Origin of the sequence: Pseudomonas marincola (genome assembly GCF_900116605.1) — a bacterium.
Lineage (GTDB): Bacteria > Pseudomonadota > Gammaproteobacteria > Pseudomonadales > Pseudomonadaceae > Aquipseudomonas > Aquipseudomonas marincola.
On sequence record NZ_FPBC01000015.1, the window covers coordinates 1 to 19,942 of the forward strand.

Genomic DNA, 19,942 nt, shown 5'->3' on the forward strand with positions numbered 1-19,942 from the left:
AAGCGCAGGATCGAGAAAGCCAAGGCCCAGGTGCGTGCAAAGGTCGAGCATCCGTTCCGGGTGATCAAGCGCCAGTTCGGTTATGTGAAAACGCGCTTCCGTGGCCTGGCGAAGAACACCGCACAACTGGTGACTCTGTTCGCGCTGTCGAATCTGTGGATGGCACGCCGACATTTGCTGGCGAATGCAGGAGAGGTGCGCCTGTAATGTTGGAAATGGCAGCTGCGAGGTTATCGCGGCGGCCAGAAACACCCAAATGAGCGGGTGATCTGATCGTTTTTGATCGATTTGCCGCTTTTAAAATCAGCAGAGGGTGAAGTCAGCCAGAAATGCATGGCTACTTCAGACCATCCCTAGCTCAGCTTGAAGCTTCAACAATTGCAGCTTTGCTATTTCCAGCTGAACCTTCTGTGTTTCATCAATGACCTTTTGAAGCCCGGTTTGCCAAAGGTAAAAGCCGTAGAAGGCTATACACACAGCCAGCCCTATCAGTATCCCCAAGGATTTATTAAAGAAATCCTTGTTAGCCTTAGAAACCTCTAAGAGCTTACCTAGAGCTTCAATTTTCACCTGGACAGAGGGCGTAGGCTCCTTTTGCTCCTTTAAAGTCTCAACCTCAACAAGCGTTGAGAAAACCGTCTCATTAGTGGATTGGCTGACGTATATAACCGCACCACAAGAAAAAATGATAAGCAGCAAGCCAAAAAGCGCGTAAAACTTATAAATATTGTCTGTAGGCAATGGAATTCTGCTTTGCATAGCTGGCCTTAAAGTTGATCTTGGTATGAACCCAGTATGAAGCGAATAAGCCATAGATAACAATTAGCCACTTGGATCAAGCTGAGAAGCCAGTTTGGGCTAACGGAGAGAGCCTAAGCGCTGATTCAAGATGATCCGGCGAAAGATGTGCATAACGCATGGTCATGGTGATCGATGAATGCCCCAGAATTCGCTGCAGCCCGAGAATCTCCCCTCCACCCATCATGTAATGACTGGCGAACGTGTGACGCAGGATGTGGGTTAGCTGCCCTGGTGCTTGAAAGCCGCTACGCTCATAGGCACTGCGAAAAGCAGGCCTGCATGAAGGGGACAGTTTGTCATCGCCGGCATCGAAACTTGAGCGGCTTGACTTCACTTCTTTTGAGGAACTGCATGGATAGGTACTGACAACTATCAGTGCAGTGAATATGCTTGCTCTTGAAAATTAGTTCCGTGCGCGCAAAATTTCAGCACCATCTAAGCGATCACAAATTGCAGAAAGATCAGAGTATCTGGTATATCCGCTGGGATTGCTCGATGTTTATCTGCCGGATATTCGCTAGCGATTGAGTATCAGTCCGTACGACTAGCCTTGTTGACTCAGCAAATACCGTCGAGAGTTACCGCATTTCATGCACCCAGAACAGAACTACTTGTCAATCATGAAGTTCCTTAGTCACCAAGCGCCTTTAACATCATTATCAGCGACAACAACGTATGTAATCAGCCCGTCAGATGTAACATCATCAATTCGAATACGAACACCACGAATGACAAATTCCTTGCCTTTTCGGAGGTCATGAACGTATTCAATTTGCCCGGCTCTTTCCCCGTTTCTAGTTAGGTCATCAATGGTGAAGCGAAGAACTTGTGGCTGGTTTTTATCCAGACCGATGTATTGTAATTCCCATTTCCTCATACCAGCGAAAGTATACCCGGCAGTACGAATGGATTTCGCTTGACCTGGATTGGACAGGCTCCATGTACGCCCTTGTCTGCTGCCTGCAACTTGTAAGACAGCATGATCGACGCTTAGCGTTGGAACTGCAGCAGGCACTAAAACCAGTGTTAAAGCGGGATGAAACGCATCGTTTACAAGGTATTTCTCATTTGATACAGGATTGATATACCGCGCCACCCAATTTGAATTACGAGTTGCCGACCTATATCCGTCAAACTTAAGCTCCTCTGTCGTCTCGTAGTTTTCATAACAAGGACAGACAGAATTTCTCAAGAGCACCTCCCCCATGCTCTTGGTTTGGACAGCACCTACCAACGTATCGACGTCAAAAAGCGCAGCATCCTTAAGATTTAGATCTAGATGCGTACAACCCGCCGCACTTAGAAAACACATGATCGTCAAGGCACTTCGAACATTAATCCGCACGCGACGCATTCCTTTCTCTTTTTGAGTTAAAGACGACTACTTCTTATCGAGTAGACATTAGCCCACACCAAGCTGGCGAGGCAAACAGCTTCACCGACCTTGAGCGTCTTTTCGAGCACTTAAATCAGTCAGGATTGAAAGTAAAGTCTAAAACTAAACTCATCCAACCAATGGCAAGTAGCTGTTGTACAGTCTAGGAGCTAGGTAAAATAAAGCATCAATCATATGGAATCACGGGAGGGCGTTAGACAACATTGCGCCTGAATTTCTATTGATGAAATAGAGAAGCGTACCTAGGGAGCACGGATGAAGACCGGATCACATCTCAGATGCAAGTGATTGATGAGGTTTCAAAAAACGCTCGTTTTCCGAGTTATCAACAGGGCGCTTGCCCTGTCCCGTCTTTATCAGGCATTAATCTGACTTGTTGCGGTAGGTGCTTAGAACAGATTCACGGGTTGGAAGCTTTCGCACAGCATCGGCCTGCGTTACTTGAAAGCCTTCCAAGCGGAGACTGGCAACATAGTTGGACTGACGAGCTTTAAGAGGCAACTCAAGAAAGCCACAACTTCGGGCACCGGAACCGCCATCATCTGCAACCGCACGAATACACCCACTAACTTCAACGACCCATCCCTGAACAAGCATTAACTCACCTCCGCACGCCGCGTCTTTAACGACACCACTGCTGCTCACACGGCACTCCATCGTAATTGCCATCCATTTTTGTACCGGGGCAATTTTTCAGGAAGTAGGTTGCTTCTTCGCATGAGCGCATCTGTGAGCAATGCGTTCGTCCATCACAGCTGTAGGCGGACGCGTTGGAGGTTGTCGATGTGGGCAGTAGAGATGTCGAGGAGCGTGCGTTGGTTATTACAGGATTGCTCAGCACGCTGCCGTCAGCGCCGATGTTGCTGATGATCGGGCTATCCGATGGTTTCAGGTAGTAGTGCCAAACAGCGAAGCCAATAATCAGCGCAATGATCAGATTTTTCATTCCCTAGACTCGAGTATCCAATTTTTTGCCGAACTCTAACGCTGCACTATTGTTACGGCAATCAAATAACCAGCAAGCCACGGCCTGTATCCGCAGGCTCGATTCAGCAAATCACCCTAAAATTACCCTGCCCAGATGCAAAACGGCCCGCCTTGCGGCGAGCCATTTATCGTTTCTTCAGCAACCTGCTTAACAGCCTCGCGACTAGTTACCGCGATAGGTCGAGAAACCGTAAGGGCTGAGCAAGAGTGGGATGTGGTAATGCGGGACGGTGCCATCCACTTCGAAGATCACCGGCACTTCCGGGAAGAAGCTTTTGATGTTGTGTGCAGTGAACCATTCGCCGGTCTTGAAGGTAACGCGGTAGGTTCCTTTCTCCAGCGCTTTGTCTTGTGGATAAAACTCGGTGATGCGGCCTTGCTCATTGGTTTTGGCGCTGTTGAGCAAGTCCCACTGCTTGCCATCCTTCTTCTCCAGCGTAACGCTTACATCAGGCGATGGCAGGCCATCTTGCAGGTTGAGCACGTGAACGCTCAGCGGATTACTGGCAGCCAGAGCGACGGATGACAAGCCACTGAAGATGATGCCGACGGCGAGGGTTTTAAGCATTTTCATGGTGTAACTCCTGATTAGTTAGCGGAAGGTAAAACGTGGGCAATGGCCTTGAGCGCGCAGCCTTCGTCGATCTCGGCGCCGCCTGCTCCGGCAACGCCAATGGCGCCGATTACCTGATCGCCTACGCGTAGCGGCACGCCGCCGCCGAGCAACAACAGTTCGTCGAGGGTGTTGAGGTTTTCAGCTTCTGGATTGCTCCGAGCGCGCTCAGACAGAACCCGGCTTGAGGTCTTGGTCGAAAGCGAGGTGAAGGCCTTGCGCTGAGCCGCGATGGTGTTGTGCGGGCCAACATTGTCATCACGTTGCAAGGCGACCAGATTACCGCCGCGATCCACCACAGCGGCGACAGCGGTACGGTTATCGGCGTGGCAGGCAGCCATTGTGGCGCTGAGCAAATCATTGGCCAGCACCAGCGTAACGTCCTGGCGCTCGGCTACTTGGGCAGTGCCGGCAAATACACTGGCGCTGCCAATGGCAAGGCCAAGCAGGCTGAGTTGGGCGGCGCGAAGTAACATGATGAACCTCCTGAAATAAGCGATAGCGAGCGATTTCAGGCAAGTCTGCACAAGCGCCAGCAACAAACCGATTGCGCGTGCATTACCAATTTGTAATGAGCCAAGGGCGCAATTTGGCATAGCCTATGGGCACGCTCTGGAGGAAACATGCGCATCCTGATTGTTGAGGACGAAGTAAAAACGGCGGACTACCTGCACAAGGGGCTGACCGAATCCGGCTACACCGTTGAAGTTGCACGCAATGGCCTGGACGGTCAGCACCTGATCAGTGAGTACGTATTCGATCTGGTTATTCTCGACGTCATGCTGCCCGGCGTGGATGGCTGGCAACTGCTGCAGATTCTTCGCCGCAAACAGCAAACACCGGTGCTGTTCCTCACCGCACGCGACTCGGTAGAGGACCGGGTCAAAGGCCTTGAGCTGGGGGCTGATGATTATCTGGTTAAGCCCTTCTCGTATGCCGAGTTACTCGCCCGTGTGCGCACACTGCTCAGGCGCGGCCCGCCCCGCGAGGTGGAAGAGTTTCTGGTCGCGGATCTGCACCTCGACTTGCTGCGCCGCAAGGTCACCCGCCAGGGCGAGCGTATAACCCTGACCAATAAGGAGTTCGCGCTGCTGCACTTGCTGCTCAGCCGCGAAGGAGAGGTGCTGTCGCGCGCGCAGATTGCCTCGCAGGTTTGGCAGATGAATTTTGACAGCGACACCAATGTGGTGGATGTCGCTATTCGCCGTCTACGCGCCAAGATTGACGACCCCTACCCGCTCAAACTGATTCACACGGTTCGCGGCATGGGTTATTTGCTTGAGGTGCAAACATGCAGTTGATGCCACGCTCGTTGAGCCTGCGCATGGCGCTGATGTTTGCGCTGGTGAGCGCACTGTTATTGGGCGCGTTCGGCTTTTATCTGTTTCAATCGCTGCAGCGTGAAATCGTCTGGCGCGATGATCAGGCTTTGCTCGGCAGGCTGGAGCGTATGCAGGCGCTGATTGACGACAGCCAAAGCATCGAGTCATTGAGGGCGCGCCCACAACTATACGAAAACATGCTTGGCAATCGCGACAACATGCTCTGGATTATTGATGAGCAAGGCCGCTTGCAGATTGAAATAAACCCGACTGGCGTCAAGCTACCCGCGCTACAACCTGCGGCTCAGGCACAACTGCGCGACAGTCCGCTTAACTCCCATGTTCGCCTCGCCTGGCTGGACGCAGAGCGTAGCGGGCGCAAGCTGACACTGGTAGCCGGCAAGCTGTTGAACGAGCGCGAACAAATGCTCGATGCCTACAAAATGAAGCTCTGGCTGTCGCTCGGCGTCGGCTCGTTATTGGCCTTTCTGCTTGGCTGGCTAGTGAGCCAACGCGGCCTGCGCCCGGTGCGTGAACTGGCGGCCAGTGCCTCGGCGATAGACGTGCAACATCTGCATTTGCGCCTCAACGACTACCGTGACGTCAGTGAACTTGAAGCGCTCAGCGGCGCACTCAACAACATGCTCGGCCGCCTTGAAGATGGCTTCGCCCAGCTTTCGCGCTTCTCTGAAGACCTCGCCCACGAAATGCGCACACCGCTGAGTAATCTGATGGGGCAAACCCAGCAAACCCTCAGACACAGCCGTTCAGTCGAGGCCTATCAAGACCTGCTGGTGTCCAATCAGGAAGAGTACGAACGGCTGTCGAGAATGATCGACAGCATGCTGTTTCTGGCGCGTACCGAGCAGGTCAACGCGGCCATTACGCGTGAGCCAATCGACCTGTTCGAGCAAGCCGAATTACTTTGCGAATACTTTGAAGGCATGGCCGAAGAACGCGGTATGCGCTTGCTCAATCACGCGCAAGGCGCACTGTTCGCAGACACCGGCCTACTGCGCCGTGCGCTGGCAAATTTGCTGGCCAATGCGCTGCGTTACGCACCTGCCGAGAGTGACGTCACCCTAAGCAGCGAGGTTACGGCCGAACAGGTGCAGATTTCTGTGCACAACACCGGCTCCGCCATAGCCCCCGAACATTTAATCCATTTATTCGAGCGTTTTTATCGCTGCGATCCATCGCGTAACGAGCCGGGCGACTCGGGCGGTTTGGGCCTGGCCATCGTCCGCTCAATAATGCAACTGCACGGCGGCAGCGTCGCCGTCACGAGTGATGATTCGGGCACCCGCTTCAGCCTGATATTCCCCGCGTCGATCAACGGAAAGCCAAGTCACGCAGGAACAAGGTAATCGGCGGGAACATGATCAGCAGCACCGACATCAGCAGCAAAATGGCAAAGAACGGCAAGCTACCGCGTATCACCTCGAAATAAGGCCGACGGAACACGGCAATTGCGGTGAAGATATCGCAGCCGAACGGCGGTGTTGCCGACCCGATAGCGGCCTGCAACGTGATGATGGTGCCCACCAGCACCGGGTCCAAACCAGACACACGCACAGCCGGTGCAAAAATTGGCACCAGAATAAGCATGACCACGATGGGGTCGACAAACATGCAGCCGATGAAGAATGCGATGGAAATGATGATCAGCAATTCAGTCGGCGAAGCGCTCATGATGCCGATGCCACTCAGAATCTGCTGAGGGATCTGCGCGAACGAAATCACCCAGGAAAATGCAGAGCCCGCCGCCACCAGGATAAATACCACGGCGGTAATCAAACCGGTCGACAGCGCAATAGATGAAAGCTCGCTGAGTTTCACCCGGCGAAAAATTACAACTTCCAGAATCAGCGCGTACAACACCGACACCGCCGCTGCTTCTGTCGGGCTGAATACACCTGTGTAAATCCCGCCAATGGTCAGAACCGGCAGCAGCAGCGGCAAGATGGCGCGGCGACAAGTGACCAGGCGCTGCGTCCAACTGAACTTCTCACCCGATGGAATACCGGTAATGCGCGCAAAGATGTAGCAATAGCCGCACAGCAAAAACATCAGCAGCAGACCGGGGCCGATACCGGCGATAAACAACTCGGCAACCGAGGTGCCCGACACCACACCATAAATAATCATGCCGATGCTCGGCGGGATCAGCAGCGCGATGTCCGATGCGTTGATGATCAGCGCCATGGCAAAACTGTCTTTATAACCCTGCTGCAACATCTTTGGCCGCATGATGCTGCCAACCCCAACCACGGTGGCTTGGGTGGAGCCCGACAGCGCGCCAAACAGGGCGCAACTCAATGCAGTTGTGACAGCCATGCCGCCGCGTACATGCCCGACAAACGCCATGGCCACATCCAGCAAACGATTGGCTGTGGCGCCACGCGTAATAATGTCTGCCGCCAGAATGAACATCGGCACGGCGACCAAAGCAGCGGGACGAATGCCGGCAATCATCTGTTGGATGATGAACTCCGGGCCCATGGTAAAAAACATCGTGAAGCCGGCAGCCGATGCTGCGAGCAAAGTTGTCATCATGGGAAAGCCCGACAACAGCAGAACCAGCATGATGATCAATAGCGTGGTAGTCATGTCCATGGGTGCGCGCTCAGGGTTGTACGGGAATGGTGGCGTCATCAAGACGCTCAGGTGCTGCGCGCAAACCAAGTAGCACTTGCAGCTGGATGAAGGCGTGGCGAATAAACTGCAGCCCGGTCATGCCCAGACCCAGCGGAATCACCAGATAGATATAGTGCAGCGGCACCTGCAGAGCGGAGGACGAGCGACCGACTTTGGCCGCGGACTCCACGTAGCCGACGGCTGCCCAGGCGAGCCAGAGCATCAGGGCCGCAGTAACGCCATTGATTACCAGCATTGCCAGCGCCGCAGACCTGCCCTTTAGCTGCTCAGTGAGCGCGCTCATGCAAATGTGTCGGCCATGCCTGGCGGCATAGCTGCAGCCAACAAAGGTGACAAAGATGATGAGGAATTGGTTGAGCTCTTCAGAAAAGTAGATGCTCTGATTAAACAGGTAGCGTCCGAAAACATTACCAACTGAATTCAGCGCCATGAGCAGAATACCGCTCGCGAGGATGAAAGCCTCGAGCTTCTCCAGCACCCAATCCAACTTTCGCAGCCAAGACATAGCTACCTCCGGTCCACCTTCGTATGGGCGGACACTGTTCTTGTAGTGGAGGCTAGACCTTATCGCTGGCAAAAAATCATGTCAATTATTTATTTGAATCATTACATATGCACGCAAAACAGGCATATGTAATGATTCTGCCCCACTTTAGAACACAAAGTGCATGGGTGGCGGCATTTCCGCCATCAACCCACTCAACGTCGCTAAGCCTGCCTGCACCCTTGAGCGGCTTTGCTCCGCGCCCAAGCTGACTCGAACGTTTTGATTACCCCGGTCTGCGGTGGCCAGAAAAGGCTCCGCGGGGAAAATCATTACGCCTTCCTGACGCGCACGGCGGGCAAATTTTTCCGGCGTCCAATGCTCAGGCAGCTCGGCCCAGAGGTGCATGCCATTGGGGTGGGCCTTGAATCTGCAGCCGCTCAATTGCTCCCGCGCCATTAGCTGGCGAGCCGCCAGTTCCTGCTGCTGGAAGCTGATCATGCGGTCCAGCGTGCCGTCCTGCATCCACCAACTGGCGATCTCGAACGGCATCAGCGTTGCCATCCAGGTGGTACTGCGCAGCCGGCCAATCGCTTGCTGTACAAGGTGCGGCGGAGTCACCAGATAGCCTGCCCGCATGCCCGGCAGCGTGATCTTGCTCAGGCTGGTGGCGTAGAAACTGCGCTCGGGAATCAAGGCCGATAACGGCGGTAGCCGGTTTGGTTGCAACGCACCGTAAACATCGTCTTCCACCACAGTCAGATCGTACTTCCGCGCCACATCGGCAATGGCCTGACGCCGCTCAAGACTCATGGTGTCTGAGTTCGGATTGTTCATGGTCGGCGTGCAGAACAGCACGCGCGCGCCGCCCTGCTTGCAGGCCGCCTCAACGGCTTCCGGCAACAAGCCCTGATCATCCGTGGCCAGGCCTTTGAGATTGAAATGCAGGGTATGCGCCAGGGCCATCAGCAACATGCAGGTTTCACGCTCACACAGCACGGTATCGCCGGGCTTGAGCACGGTTGCCATGGCGATGGTCAGCGCATGGGCGGCGCCATTGCAGAACAGCATGTTGTCCGGATCGGCAGGCATTTTCTGTTGTTGCCCCATCCAGTTGCAGACCACTTCGCGATGCTGGGTCAGGCCTTGTGTGGGATGAAATGAGGTAATGAAATCATCACGGCCTTCACGGGCCAACCGTTCAAGGCTTTCGCGGTAGAGCTTGACGTGACGCTGGGTACACACCGGGTGCGCGGTAGACAAATCGATACCGCGACTGGGGTCTTCATGTTCATCCGTGGAGAGGTAATCCGACTCGTGACTGACATGCCGGCTGCGCACAAAAGTACCGCTGCCGACCTGCCCGTAAATGGCGCCCTGCTTCTCTGCGTGGGCATAGGCATTGCTCACGGTTTGCACACTGACACCGAGGGTTTCCGCCAGCTCGCGATGGGTCGGCAGCTTGCTGCCCGGCAGCAGCGCTCCCGTATTGATGGCCTCAGTGAGCGCATTACCGATTGCCAGGTATTTGGGCTGCCCTGTGCGCATGAACGGCTTAAGGTCAATTGTCATAGAACAATAAATTCCTTGACGATGATTGTAATGATCATAATATGAAACCCGAAACGTATTGACCTGCATTTGTCACGATCACTTTAGCAGGTTTCAGTACAATTTCTCCACCAGCCACAAATCGGCTACTCGACGATTTGCCAAGGACCGGAGGATTCGTATTCAGCCGCTCAGGGCCTTTTACGAATCGCAGCAGTGGCGTCCGCCGGGCATCACCAGCGGGCACAACGAGACCTGAACGCGAAAGCGTTCGTTATTGAGATGCTGTCATGAGTGAAGTCGTTTTGAATTTCAGCCGTGCAGAATACGCCCAGCGCCTGAGCAAGGTGCGCGCTGCGATGGCAACCCGCGGAATCACCACTCTTATCGTTCACGACCCCTCCAACATGGCCTGGCTCACCGGCTATGACGGCTGGTCGTTCTATACCCCGCAGTGCGTCGTGGTCGGCCAGGACGGAAATCCGCTGTGGTTCGGTCGCGGGATTGATGCCAACGGCGCGCGCCGCACGGTGTATATGCCGCAAGAGGACATCAGTTCTTACAGCGATAAATACGTGATGAACCCGCCGCATCACGCGCTCGACTATCTGTGCACGGAAATCCTGCCATCGCGCGGCTGGACAACCGGCAATATCGGCGTCGAGATGGACAACTATTACTACAGCGCGGCCTCTCACCAAGCGATGCAACGCGGCTTGCCGCAAGCACAACTGGTTGACACGACTGGCCTGGTGAACTGGTGCAGGGCGATAAAATCCGACCAGGAAATCGAGTACATGCAAGTCGCCGCGCGCATTGTCGAGAACATGCACCGCGCCATTTTCGAGATGATAGAACCCGGCTTGCCGAAGAATATTCTGGTGGGCGAAATCTACCGGGTGGCCTGTGTCGGGCATGACGGCAAATTTGGCGACTATCCGGCAATCGTACCGATGCTGCCTTCTGGCAAAGACGCTTCGGCACCGCATCTGACATGGGACGACCGCCCGTTCAAAAAGGGCGAAGGCACCTTCTTCGAAATCGCCGGCTGCCACAAACGCTACCACTGCCCGCTATCGCGCACGGTCTATCTCGGCGAGCCTTCAGCCGCGTTTCTCAAAGCCGAAGAGGCCATTAATGCCGGGCTTGAGGCCGGGCTTTCAGTCGCCAAACCGGGCAATACCTGCGGCGATATCGCCCGCGAACTCAACAGCACACTGCGCCGCTATGGCTACGATCGTGGCGATAACCGCTGCGGCTATCCAATCGGGCTGAGTTATCCGCCGGACTGGGGCGAGCGCACCATGAGCTTGCGTGAAAGCGACACCACGGTGTTGCAGCCCGGCATGACGTTCCACTTTATGCCGGGTCTCTGGCTCGACGACTGGGGCCTGGAAACGACTGAAAGCATTGTGATAACCGAAACCGGCGCTGACACGCTTTGTGATTATTCGCGTCAACTGTTTGTGAAGGCCTGAGATGAGTACGGCAGCGATGAATATAACCCCCGAAGCAGAACTGCAGGCCGTCAGCCATTCAGGCTTGGTTGAGGCACCGGCAACGACCATGAGCGTGACCGTCGATTTCGAACGCGACGGTGTTCAGCACGGTTTCATGAAGCTGCCCTACTCCCACGACCTGTCGGCGTGGGGCTGCATCATGATCCCGATCAGCGTGATCAAAAACGGAGATGGCCCAACCGCGCTGCTGACTGGCGGTAACCATGGCGACGAATATGAGGGCATCACCTCGCTGCTCAAACTCGCCAGTGAACTGCGCGCCGAAGATGTTCAGGGCCGGGTCATTATTGTGCCGGCCATGAATTATCCGGCGGTACAGAACGGCAGTCGCACCTCGCCAATCGACAAAGGCAACATGAACCGTTCATTCCCCGGTCATCCTTACGGCAGCATGACCGAGCGTATTGCCGATTACTTTCAGCGCCACCTGATTCCGCTGTGCGACTATGCGCTGGACATCCACTCGGGCGGCAAGACCCTCGACATATTGCCCTTTGCCGCAGCGCACCGCCTGCAAGATCCGCAACAAGAAGCCAAGTGCATTGAAGGTGCTAAGGTTTTCGGTACGGCCGCGAGCATGATCCTTTTCGAGCTTGATGCCGCCTCGTTGTACGACACCGCAGTAGAAGCCCAAGGCAAGGTCTTTGTCACGACCGAGCTTGGCGGTGGCGGCACCAGCACCCCGCAAACCATGCTGTTGGCAGACCGTGGTGTGCGCAACTTTCTCAAGTTCGCCGGCATAACCAAAGGCGAACTTGAGCCTGCGGATGAGCCCGCACTGCAACTCGATATGCCCGATGCCACGTGCTACGTACAGAGCGTGCATCACGGCATTCTCGAACTCGCATTGAGTGTCGGCGACCGGGTGCAAAAAGGTGATCTGGTGGCACGCGTGCACACCTTTGAGCGCACCGGCACCCCGGCGGTCGAGTACCTCGCCGAGCGTGATGGCTTGCTCGTTGCAAGACGCTTCCCGGCCTTAGTAGACATAGGCGACACCCTGGCGGTGATTGCCGACGTAGTGGAAAACTGACTTACCCCTGCACTTAAAAAAATAAATGGAGACTGCACCATGAAAAAGTTCAGCACACTGAAAAAGGCAGCACTGGCGGCGGCGATGGGAGTACTCCTGGCGGGACAAGCCAGCCTGGCAGCAGCAGAGGAGTGGAAGTTCGCGCTCGAAGAAATCAGCGGCAGCGTGCAAGACGCCTACGCCCAGAAGTTCAAACAACTGGTAGAAGAGAAAAGCGACGGCAAGATCAAGGTCACGGTTTATCCGTACGGCGCCTTGGGCGAGTCCGAAGACCTGACCGAACTGGTCGCCAATGGCGTCATCCAGTTCACCCATGGTTCCACCGGTATTCTGGGCTCGACCGCACCGTCGATGCAGGTGTTCTCGGTGCCTTATCTGTTGTCGCAAGACAACAAGGTCAACCTCAAGGTGCTCACTGAAAGTCCGACTATTTACGGGCCGATGGCAGACAAGCTGAAGACCCGCAATCTGCGTCTTTTGAGCATGTATCCGGAAGGCGAAATGGTCTGGACCACCAACAAGGAAGTGCATAAGCCCGCTGATTTCGACAACGTCAAAATGCGCGTAATGGCATCGCCAATGCTGGTTGAAACCTATAAGTCGTTCGGTGCCGTGCCCACGCCTCTGCCCTACTCCGAAGTGTATGGCGCGCTGCAGTTGAAGATGATTGATGGTCAGGAAAACCCGATCTTCGCGATCGAAGAAATGAAGTTCTACGAGGTCAACGATGTGCTGACCTGGTCCGGCCATCAGCAATTCACCGTCGCTGTGCTGTCGAGCGAATCCTGGTATCAGGGGCTGCCGGCAGATGAGAAGAAAATCATCGACGAGACTGTTGCTGAACTCGGCCCATATATCTTCGATACTCAGGCTGAATACAACAAAACCCGTCTTGAGAAAATCAAGCAGGCCAAGCCCGGCATCAAGATTGTTCATCTGACCGAAGAAGAACAGGCCGCCTTCCGCAAGGCCAGCCTGCCACTGCGTGACAAGCTTGTAGAGCTGGCGGGCGATGAAGCCGGCACCACCCTCAAAGCACTCGAAAAAGAAATCGCCGATCTGGAAAAGCAGTAAGGCATGACACACAGCCGGCGGGTTAGCTCGCCGGCTTTGTCACATCAGGTGCGCAGGTTTTCTGCGCCGGAGCAGATCCATGCGTCTAGACAGTTATGACCTGAAGATTCTGCAGATCCTTCAGCACAACGGCCGCATCACCAAATCAAGCTTGGCCGAGGCCATCAACCTGTCCATCAGCCCTTGCTGGGAAAGGGTCAAACGCCTGGAAGAGGCCGGCATCATTCGCGGCTACGGCGCCTTACTCAACCCAGAGATCATCACCAAGCGCGCGGCCGTCATGGTCGAGATCAGCTTGAAGCAGCACAACCGCGAAGCCTTCCAGCGCTTCGAACACGCCATGCATGAGTGCCCGCAAGTCACCGAGTGCTACGCCACCGGCGGCGGCATTGATTACATCGTCAAGGTAATGGCCGCTGATATCGACCAGTACCAACGCCTGATAGACCGCTGGTTAATGGCCGATCTGGGGATTGAGCGCTACTTCACCTACATCGTGACCAAGACCATCAAACATTGCGATCCGCCGCTCGAACTGGAAGAAAAACTGGCCTGAAGCGGTGTTCCGCAAGGCGCTAAATGCGCCACCAAAAAAACACCATGTGCAGGCCATTCAAAGCAAAAAAACCACAGGCCCAACCCCGTTCAAGAGAAAAAATCCATCGCCAATCCCCCCTAAAGTGGAAGCCGTAAACACGCACCACGCCCTGCACCAACACGCTGTGTGGCAGGCCAGTAGAGAGGATGCTTTGCATGCACAACTTCGAAGATCCACGGCTGATTCGTCAGCTCGCCTATATCAATGGCAAATGGACCGCAGGCACGTCCGGTCGCGATGAGGCCGTACTCAATCCGGCTACTGATGAAGTCATCGGCCGTTGCACCCAGCTCGATGAAACACAAATTGTTCAGGCCATTGATGCTGCACACGCCGCCTTCCCAGCGTGGCGTGCGCTGTCGCTGGATGCGCGTGGCGAGATACTCGGCAAGTGGCACGACCTGCTGCTGGAAAACAAACAAGACCTGGCCCGGCTGATGACGCTGGAGCAAGGCAAGCCATTGTTTGAGGCGCTGGGCGAAATCGACTACGCCGCCTCATTTATTCGCTGGTTTGCCGAAGAGGCGCGCCGCGCATACGGCGAAACCATCCCGAGCCACATCAACAACGCGCAACTGGGCACCGTGCGCGAGCCGATTGGCGTGGCCGCCTTGATTACACCGTGGAACTTCCCCTGCGCGATGATCACCCGTAAAGCCGCTGCAGCGCTGGCGGCTGGTTGTACGGTGCTGGTCAAGCCTGCCGGTGAAACACCGTTCTCGGCACTGGCGTTAGCTGAACTGGCAGAACGCGCAGGCTTTCCGGCGGGTGTTTTCAACATCATCACCGGTGAGCCGGAAATGGTTTCGCAAGTGCTCTGCACCAGTGACAAGGTCAAGGCATTGTCATTCACCGGCTCCACCCGCGTGGGCCGTCTGCTGCTGGAGCAATCTGCCGCCACCGTGAAGAAATGCTCAATGGAATTGGGCGGCAATGCGCCGTTTATTGTATTGCCCGATATGGATGTCGAGCAGGCTGCGCAAGCGGCGATCGACGCCAAATTCCAGACCACTGGCCAGGATTGCCTCGCGGCTAATCGGATCTTCGTGCACCGCTCGCTGTATGAGGACTTCCTGCAGGCATTTGCCCGGCGCATGGGCGAACTCACCCTGGGCAACGGCTTGATTCGTGGCGTCAATCAAGGCCCGCTGATCAATCGCAAGGCCGTAACCAAAGCCCAGGAAATCGTTGATGACGCCGTTGCCAAAGGCGCGCGCCTGCTGGTCGGCGATCAGAGCCAGGCGCCTGGCAGCAACTACTTCGTGCCGACACTGCTGGCCGACGTAACCGCCGGGATGCGCGTTTACCGCGAAGAGAATTTCTCACCAGTGGCCGGCGTTTTGGCCTGGGACAACATCGAGCAATTAATCGGCCAGGCCAATGACACCGAGTACGGCCTAGCCGCCTACGTTTACGGCTACGACATTCGCCAAATCTGGCAACTGATGCGCGGGCTGGAGTTCGGCATGGTCAGCGTCAACTCCGTGAAGATGACCGGCCCGCCCGTGCCGTTCGGTGGCGTCAAGCAATCCGGTCTCGGCCGCGAAGGCTCCAGCCACGGCCTCGATGAATACAGCCAAATCAAATACTACTGCCTGGGCAATTTGCCCAGTGTCAGCGGATGTTAATCGCGCCCGGCTCGCTGCGCGCCAATTAAATACCTATCGACAAAGGACATCATCATGACCCTCGACACCCAGAAAATTATCGAGATCGACCGCCAGAACGTGTTCCACGCCTCGACTCATCTCAAGCAGCACGCTCACGGCGAAAGCCCGGCGCGGATCATTACCGGCGCGCAAGGCATCCGCATTCAGGACTCGCTGGGCAACGAATTCATCGACGGCTTTGCCGGCCTGTATTGCGTAAACATTGGCTATGGCCGCACCGAAATGGCCGAAGCCATTTACGAGCAAGCCAAGCAGCTCGCGTACTACCACACCTATGTTGGCCACACGACCGAAGGCATGGCGCAGTTGTCTGAGCGCATCGTCAAGCTCGCAGGCCAGGGCATGAGCAAAGTCTATTACGGCATGTCCGGCTCGGATGCCAACGAGACCCAACTCAAGCTGGTTTGGTACTACAACAATATCCTTGGCCGCAAAGAGAAGAAGAAGGTCATCTCGCGTGACCGTGGCTATCACGGGTCGAGCATTGCATCCGGTTCGATGACCGGCCTGCCGGTGTTCCACGCCCACTTCGACCTGCCGCTGGAACGCATCAAACACACCGTTGCGCCGGTCTACTACCGCCGCGAAGATGACGCGATGAGCGAGCAGGAGTTCTCGGTTTACTGCGCGCAAAAACTCGAAGAAATGATTCTCGCCGAAGGTCCGGATACCGTTGCCGCGATGATCGGTGAACCAGTACTGGGCACCGGCGGTATCGTGCCACCGCCAAAAGGCTACTGGACTGAAATCCGCAAGGTGCTGGATAAGTACGACATCCTGCTGATTGCCGATGAAGTGGTCTGCGGTTTCGGCCGGTTGGGCGTGGACTTCGGTTCGCAGTACTACGAAATGAAGCCGGACCTGATCACCGTTGCCAAGGGCCTGACCTCGGCGTATCAGCCGTTGTCCGGGGTGATTGTCGGCGAGCGTGTATGGCAGGTGTTGGAGCAAGGCACCGACACCTATGGCGCCATCGGCCACGGCTACACCTACTCTGGTCACCCAATGGGCATTGCCTCGGCCATCGCCAACCTGAACATCATCGACCGCGAAAACCTCACCGGCAATGCCCGCGACACCGGCGCGTACTTGCAGCAACGGATGCAGCAAACCTTCGCCGATCACCCGCTGGTGGGCGAAGCGCGCGGCATCGGCCTGCTCGCAGCACTGGAGTTTTCCAGCGACCGCAGCAAGCGTCAGCACTTCGACCCGAACCTCAAGGTTGGCGCGCAAATCTCCGCTGCCTGCCTCGAAGAAGGACTGATCGCCCGCGCCATGCCGCACGGTGACATTCTCGGTTTTGCGCCGCCACTGGTGGTCACTCGCGACGAGGTTGATGACATCGTTGCCCGCGCCGAGCGTGCGGTAAACAAGGTGACCGACAAGCTGATCACCAGCGGTGACTGGCAAGCCAAGTAAAAACCCGCGACGCACCAAGACTGGCCTCTCATATGAGTCGCCGGTCTTTGCGTGATGAGGATAAACATGCAAGCCGAATTGACCCTCAAAGACATTCATCTGGCGCGCCAACGGATCGCCACACTGGCCGAGCGCACGCCTTTGTTGCGCAGTGAAAGCCTGTCACGTCGCTGGGGCTGCGAGGTCTGGCTGAAGCTCGACAACCTGCAACCCACCGGCGCGTTCAAATTGCGCGGCGCAGTCAATGCACTGTCGGGGCTTGAAGCTGAGCAGCGCGAACGCGGCGTGGTAACCATGTCGACCGGCAACTTTGGCCGGGCACTGGCCTACGCCGGGCAGCATCTCGGCATTCCCGTGAAGGTGTGCATTTCTCATCTGGTGCCAGACAACAAAGTCGAAGCGTTGCGCCTTGCCGGTGCCGACGTGGTGATTCACGGCGCCACGCAGGATGATGCCGACACTCAAGCGAGGCGCCTGCAACACGAGGACGGTCTGGCCTATATCTCGCCCTTCGATGACCCGCTGGTGATCGCCGGACAAGGTACCTGCGGCCTTGAGATCATGGAGCAACAGCCCGAGATCGACACCGTGTTTGCCGGTCTCTCCGGTGGCGGCTTGATTGCCGGTATTGGCTTGGCGGTAAAGACCATCAACCCACAGGCTCAGGTCATCGGCGTGAGCATGAATGAAGGGGCCGCGATGCTCGAAAGCCTCAGCGCCGGCCATCCGGTGCAGGTTGGCGAGGTCGCCTCGCTGGCTGACAGTCTGGGCGGTGGCATTGGCCTTGATAACGCCTGGAGCTTCGCCATGACCCAACGCTACATGGACCGTGGCTACCGGGTTGATGAGGCGCAAATCGCCCGCGCCATGCTGCACCTGTTCAATCAGGAAAAGCTCATCGTCGAAGGCGCTGCGGCCGTGGGTATTGCCGCCGTTGAACAACATCAAATCGACCTGCGTGGGCGGCGCGTGGCGCTGGTTATCAGCGGCCAGAACGTATCCCAAAAGACCTTTGCTCAAGCCTGTCGGCTGGCCGGAGAGAATGACCATGCACATTTATAATCGCCAGCAAATTGCCGATCAGGTCAAGCTGGATGCTGCTGCGCTCGAAGCGGTTGAAGCCGGGTTTGCAGCACTCGGCCGTGGTGAAGTCGAGATGCCACCGATTCTCAGCATGAACATTGCCGAGAGCAATGGCGAGGTCGACGTGAAGACGGCGCATATCCGTGGCTGGCCGCGCTTCGCGATCAAGATCAGCCCCGGTTTCTTCGACAACCCAGCGCTTGGCCTGCCCAGCCTTAACGGTTTGATGCTGCTGTTCTCAGCCAAGACTGGCCTGGTTGATGCCGTGCTGTTCGATGAAGGCTACCTGACAGATATCCGCACCGCATTGGCAGGCGCAATTGCGGCCAAGCACTTGTCGCGCAGCAATGCGCAATCGGTTGCGGTAATCGGTGCGGGACTGCAAGCAGAGTTGCAAGTTGCGGCCTTACGCCTGGTTCGCGATATCCGCGAGGTACATGTGTACAGCCGCGATCGTCACAAGGCTGAAACCTACGCGGCGCATATGCAAACGTCCTACGGCCTTTCAGTGAGCGTTCACGACAGCGCTGCCAGCGCCTGCAAAGAAGCCGATATTGTGGTCACCACCACACCGGCGCGCGAGCCGGTTTTGCATTGGGCTGATTTACCCGAAGGCGTCCATGTGACGGCAATGGGCTCGGATAACCCGCATAAAAACGAGTTGCAGGCGAGCATTCTGGCCAACGCCGATGTGCTGGTAGTCGATCGCCTCAGCCAGTCACGCGCACTGGGTGAACTGCACCACTCGCCCGACTTGCAGCGCGAGGTATTCGAACTCGGTAACTTGATCTGCAATCAGCAGATCGCCCGCAGCAATGATCAGCAAATTACCGTGTGCGACCTCACCGGCACCGGTGTGCAAGACACAGCCATTGCCAACTACGCAGCACGCTTGCTTGAGGGCGCCTGAAATGATCGAAACCTTTGCCGAGTTTCAGGCATTGCAGCAACACTTTGAACACCAGAGTAATCAGGACGATGACCGCGTAAGAGTCGGTCTGGTCCAGCTTGCCAGCGACTTCACTCTGGAAAATGAGTGGCGCCAACTGCTTGGCGAGCGCGTGGAGTTGTACAGCACTCGCACGCCCTGCAGCCCAACCGTCACGCCCGGTGGCTTACGCGCCATGAGCCAGGGTTTAAGCCAATCAACCAGCCTTCTGGTGCCCGGTATGCCACTGGATGTGATCGCCTTTGGCTGCACATCGGGGAGCATGTTGATTGGCGAACAGGAAGTCGGCGCGCTGATCAACAGCGTCCGCCCGGGCGTCCCCGTGACCAATCCGTGGAGTGCTGTCAAAGCGGCGTTACGCGCGCTTGGCGCGCGCAAAGTTGCCGTGCTCACGCCTTACATCAGCGAGGTGAACTACCCGATTTTTCAGGGGCTGCGCCAAGCCGGTTTAACCATCAGCGCCTTTGGCACCTTTGGCGTGCTTGAAGACGCGCAAATCCCGCGCATACCAGCACCCGCTATTGAGCGTGCGGCAGAGCAACTGCTGCGCAATAACCCAGCCGATGCCTTGTTTTTATCGTGCACCAACTTACACACTCTGGAGATTCTCGAGCGACTGGAGCGGCGCCTGGGCATACCGGTTATTTCAAGCAATCAGGCCTTGTTCTGGCACGTGTTGCAACTGAGTAACTGCGTGCACCGGCCGAATGGTTTCGGCGCACTGCTCACCGATAACCCTTCGGCAACGCTCGCCAGCTAACCATTGCATCGCCGCCAACAAAGC

Annotated in this window: 21 protein-coding genes and 1 pseudogene; 12 read left to right on the plus strand and 10 right to left on the minus strand. The window is 56.1% G+C overall.

Annotated features, from left to right (window positions below; genetic code table 11):
* Nucleotides 1–207 (plus strand): transposase (locus BM395_RS19180; RefSeq protein ID WP_141124104.1); only part of this gene is annotated, 207 nt, incomplete at its 5' end.
* A gap of 135 nt (nt 208–342) precedes the next feature.
* On the opposite strand, the gene BM395_RS19185 is transcribed toward BM395_RS19180, so the two are convergent.
* From BM395_RS19185 to BM395_RS19215, 7 genes and pseudogenes are all read right to left on the minus strand, one after another.
* Nucleotides 343–759 carry a hypothetical protein gene (locus BM395_RS19185; RefSeq protein WP_090514962.1) on the minus strand — a complete coding sequence of 139 codons (417 nt, stop codon included), beginning with the start codon at nt 757–759 and terminating at the stop codon, nt 343–345.
* A 76-nt stretch (nt 760–835) separates the two neighbouring features.
* Nucleotides 836–1,093: pseudogene (locus tag BM395_RS19190) on the minus strand (tyrosine-type recombinase/integrase); the annotation flags it as partial.
* A 342-nt stretch (nt 1,094–1,435) separates the two neighbouring features.
* Entirely contained in the window at nt 1,436–2,155 is a 720-nt protein-coding gene (locus BM395_RS19195) for a hypothetical protein (RefSeq protein ID WP_090514964.1), read from the minus strand.
* A gap of 405 nt (nt 2,156–2,560) precedes the next feature.
* Complete coding sequence (locus BM395_RS23675) at nt 2,561–2,698, minus strand: YhfG family protein (RefSeq protein ID WP_090515073.1); 138 nt, start codon at nt 2,696–2,698, stop codon at nt 2,561–2,563.
* Between the two features lie 121 nt (nt 2,699–2,819).
* The gene (locus tag BM395_RS19205) at nt 2,820–3,143 is read right to left on the minus strand and encodes an excalibur calcium-binding domain-containing protein (RefSeq protein ID WP_090514966.1); all 324 of its coding nucleotides are present in this window, start codon (nt 3,141–3,143) and stop codon (nt 2,820–2,822) included.
* 204 nt (nt 3,144–3,347) lie between these two features.
* Nucleotides 3,348–3,758, minus strand: a complete 411-nt coding sequence (gene uraH / locus BM395_RS19210) for a hydroxyisourate hydrolase (protein WP_090514968.1) — start codon at nt 3,756–3,758, stop codon at nt 3,348–3,350.
* Between the two features lie 14 nt (nt 3,759–3,772).
* On the minus strand, nt 3,773–4,273 hold the full coding sequence (locus tag BM395_RS19215) for a GlcG/HbpS family heme-binding protein (protein WP_090514970.1): 501 nt from the start codon (nt 4,271–4,273) through the stop codon (nt 3,773–3,775).
* 147 nt (nt 4,274–4,420) lie between these two features.
* Here BM395_RS19215 and BM395_RS19220 point away from each other — a divergent pair, with 147 nt between their 5' ends.
* Nucleotides 4,421–5,098: a heavy metal response regulator transcription factor gene (locus BM395_RS19220; RefSeq protein ID WP_090514972.1), complete on the plus strand. Its 678-nt coding sequence runs from the start codon at nt 4,421–4,423 to the stop codon at nt 5,096–5,098.
* Nucleotides 5,089–6,486, plus strand: coding sequence for a heavy metal sensor histidine kinase (locus BM395_RS19225; protein WP_090514974.1), 1,398 nt, complete (start codon nt 5,089–5,091; stop codon nt 6,484–6,486). The genes BM395_RS19220 and BM395_RS19225 overlap by 10 nt, the downstream gene beginning before the upstream one ends.
* Here the strand turns inward: BM395_RS19225 and BM395_RS19230 are convergent.
* The 3 genes from BM395_RS19230 to ehuR all read right to left on the minus strand — a co-directional run bounded on the left by BM395_RS19230 (nt 6,452) and on the right by ehuR (nt 9,833).
* Nucleotides 6,452–7,729 (minus strand): TRAP transporter large permease, encoded by a 1,278-nt coding sequence (locus BM395_RS19230; protein ID WP_069902149.1) that lies wholly within the window; start codon nt 7,727–7,729, stop codon nt 6,452–6,454. The two genes, BM395_RS19225 and BM395_RS19230, sit on opposite strands and share 35 nt — an antisense overlap.
* A 16-nt stretch (nt 7,730–7,745) precedes the next feature.
* Nucleotides 7,746–8,282 carry a TRAP transporter small permease gene (locus BM395_RS19235; RefSeq protein WP_090514976.1) on the minus strand — a complete coding sequence of 179 codons (537 nt, stop codon included), beginning with the start codon at nt 8,280–8,282 and terminating at the stop codon, nt 7,746–7,748.
* A gap of 147 nt (nt 8,283–8,429) precedes the next feature.
* Nucleotides 8,430–9,833 carry a MocR-like ectoine utilization transcription factor EhuR gene (gene ehuR / locus BM395_RS19240; RefSeq protein ID WP_090514978.1) on the minus strand — a complete coding sequence of 468 codons (1,404 nt, stop codon included), beginning with the start codon at nt 9,831–9,833 and terminating at the stop codon, nt 8,430–8,432.
* Between the two features lie 269 nt (nt 9,834–10,102).
* Between ehuR and doeA the strand changes: the two genes are divergently transcribed.
* From doeA to BM395_RS19285, 9 genes are all read left to right on the plus strand, one after another.
* The gene (gene doeA, locus BM395_RS19245; RefSeq protein WP_090514980.1) at nt 10,103–11,290 is read left to right on the plus strand and encodes an ectoine hydrolase DoeA; all 1,188 of its coding nucleotides are present in this window, start codon (nt 10,103–10,105) and stop codon (nt 11,288–11,290) included.
* A gap of 16 nt (nt 11,291–11,306) precedes the next feature.
* Nucleotides 11,307–12,365, plus strand: coding sequence for a N(2)-acetyl-L-2,4-diaminobutanoate deacetylase DoeB (gene doeB, locus BM395_RS19250; protein ID WP_090514982.1), 1,059 nt, complete (start codon nt 11,307–11,309; stop codon nt 12,363–12,365).
* Between the two features lie 39 nt (nt 12,366–12,404).
* On the plus strand, nt 12,405–13,439 hold the full coding sequence (locus BM395_RS19255; RefSeq protein WP_069902027.1) for a TRAP transporter substrate-binding protein: 1,035 nt from the start codon (nt 12,405–12,407) through the stop codon (nt 13,437–13,439).
* Between the two features lie 79 nt (nt 13,440–13,518).
* Nucleotides 13,519–13,995, plus strand: a complete 477-nt coding sequence (locus tag BM395_RS19260; RefSeq protein ID WP_090514984.1) for an Lrp/AsnC family transcriptional regulator — start codon at nt 13,519–13,521, stop codon at nt 13,993–13,995.
* A 197-nt stretch (nt 13,996–14,192) separates the two neighbouring features.
* Entirely contained in the window at nt 14,193–15,665 is a 1,473-nt protein-coding gene (locus tag BM395_RS19265; protein ID WP_244529019.1) for an NAD-dependent succinate-semialdehyde dehydrogenase, read from the plus strand.
* Nucleotides 15,666–15,719: 54 nt separating this feature from the next.
* Nucleotides 15,720–17,126 carry an aspartate aminotransferase family protein gene (locus BM395_RS19270; RefSeq protein WP_090514988.1) on the plus strand — a complete coding sequence of 469 codons (1,407 nt, stop codon included), beginning with the start codon at nt 15,720–15,722 and terminating at the stop codon, nt 17,124–17,126.
* Between the two features lie 66 nt (nt 17,127–17,192).
* Nucleotides 17,193–18,188 carry a hydroxyectoine utilization dehydratase EutB gene (gene eutB, locus BM395_RS19275; protein WP_090514990.1) on the plus strand — a complete coding sequence of 332 codons (996 nt, stop codon included), beginning with the start codon at nt 17,193–17,195 and terminating at the stop codon, nt 18,186–18,188.
* Nucleotides 18,175–19,119, plus strand: a complete 945-nt coding sequence (locus BM395_RS19280; protein ID WP_069902022.1) for a cyclodeaminase — start codon at nt 18,175–18,177, stop codon at nt 19,117–19,119. Before eutB ends, BM395_RS19280 begins: the two co-directional genes overlap by 14 nt.
* A gap of 1 nt (nt 19,120) precedes the next feature.
* Entirely contained in the window at nt 19,121–19,918 is a 798-nt protein-coding gene (locus BM395_RS19285) for a maleate cis-trans isomerase family protein (RefSeq protein WP_090514992.1), read from the plus strand.
* Nucleotides 19,919–19,942 lie beyond the last annotated feature (24 nt).